The 1,428-nt window shown below is 49.3% G+C and carries 2 protein-coding genes; both read left to right on the top strand.

What is annotated here, in order from left to right; genetic code table 11:
• The first annotated feature begins 63 nt into the window (after nt 1-63).
• Nucleotides 64-783 carry a TVP38/TMEM64 family protein gene (locus BN587_RS01175; RefSeq protein ID WP_021719337.1) on the top strand — a complete coding sequence of 240 codons (720 nt, stop codon included), beginning with the start codon at nt 64-66 and terminating at the stop codon, nt 781-783.
• Nucleotides 761-1,378 carry a CYTH domain-containing protein gene (locus BN587_RS01170; protein WP_021719336.1) on the top strand — a complete coding sequence of 206 codons (618 nt, stop codon included), beginning with the start codon at nt 761-763 and terminating at the stop codon, nt 1,376-1,378. Before BN587_RS01175 ends, BN587_RS01170 begins: the two co-directional genes overlap by 23 nt.
• The last annotated feature ends 50 nt before the right edge of the window (nt 1,379-1,428 follow it).

Below are 1,428 nucleotides of genomic sequence, written 5' to 3'. Positions count from 1 at the left end.
GGGCAGGTGCGTATACAATATAAATAAGGCTACTGTCTTGAAAATCTAATTCCCGAGGTTTATATGAAGAAAAAATATCTATATTTACTTTTGCGCGTGCTGGTTTATCTGCTGGTGTTGGGAGCAATTTTGTATGGCTTGTATGAATCACCGTATAATCCGCATCCGCACAGTGCCGAGGATATCCGCCGCTGGGTTGTGGGCTTCGGTGTGTGGGCACCGCTTATTTATGTAGCGGTGTATACGATTCGCCCGTTGCTTTTGTTCCCGACGTTGCTTTTGAATTTAAGCGCAGGTGTGCTGTTCGGTCCGTGGTGGGGAATATTGTTTCTGCTTCTGGGTGGCTTTGGCTGTGCAAGCTTTTGTTATCTTTTGGGACGCTTCGGCGGCGGCTGCTGGCTGCTGCGCAACTTCGGCGGCAGCTGGGGTGAACGCTTGACGCATTATCTTGTAGGCAGCGGCAGCTTTAAGAAGATGATTATTTTGCGCACGGTGCCGATTTTTCCGTATGATCCAGTGAGTATTATTGCCGGCAGTGTGCGCCTGCCGTTTAAAATTTATGCGGCAGCAACGCTTCTCGGTATGCTTCCAGGGGCCATTGCCTATAACTTTCTGGCAGATGCTTTCGGTACGCCGCGTTTTTATGCGGCGCTGGCTGTAACGCTGCTGGCCTTTGGTATACCGTTGGTTTGGTGGCAGAAGAATTCGGCATCGCAGGCGTTGGGCAGTTTAAAAAATTTCGGTAAAGGCAGTGATAATAATGGCAAAGAATACAGAGATTGAATTAAAGCTTTTGCTCAGCAGAGAAGGCTTGGAGAAAATGCTGCAGCTGGATTTTATGCAGCAGGCCATGCGTCCGGACAGCTACAAAAAGCGCCGTCTGGTGAGCACCTATTACGATACTGCGGATATGACGCTGACGCAGCATGGTATTGCTTACCGTGTACGCGACAAAGGCGATGGCAGCTTTGAAGCGACCGTAAAGACTTCCAGGCAAAGCAGGGATGGTCTGAGCGAACGTCTGGAGCTGAATCTGCCGCTGGCAGAAGCAAAGCCTGAGCTGAACGGCTTTGCAGCTCTTGGCCTGGGTTACGAGCTTAGCGAATTGGCTCCTGCCGGAGTCAGGGCTTTGTTTACGGTTGATGTAGAACGCATAACCTATATTCTGGATTATGCCGGTGCTGTAATTGAGCTGGCGATAGATAAGGGCGCAATTCATTGCGGTGAAAAAAGCGACAGCATCGATGAGGTAGAATTTGAGCTTATGAGCGGTACTGTGGACGCACTGCTGGAGCTTAAGGAAAGAATAGCGTCACAGGTGGAGCTGCGTGCGGAAGAACGCAGCAAGTTTGCACGCGGACTGGTGCTTTTGCAGTGATAGAGAGAGCTTTTGGTTTTGTAAGAAAAAAGTAAAAAAGTTTAGGAAAA

Origin of the sequence: Phascolarctobacterium succinatutens CAG:287 (assembly GCF_000434895.1) — a bacterium.
Classification (GTDB): Bacteria; Bacillota; Negativicutes; order Acidaminococcales; family Acidaminococcaceae; genus Phascolarctobacterium_A; species Phascolarctobacterium_A succinatutens_A.
This window is presented reverse-complemented; position numbering and strand designations above follow the sequence as displayed.

Coding starts and splice junctions, on each gene's coding strand:
- BN587_RS01170 (WP_021719336.1), top strand. CDS start 761: ATGGCAAAGAATACAGAGATTGAATTAAAGCTTTTGCTCAGCAGAGAA.
- BN587_RS01175 (WP_021719337.1), top strand. CDS start 64: ATGAAGAAAAAATATCTATATTTACTTTTGCGCGTGCTGGTTTATCTG.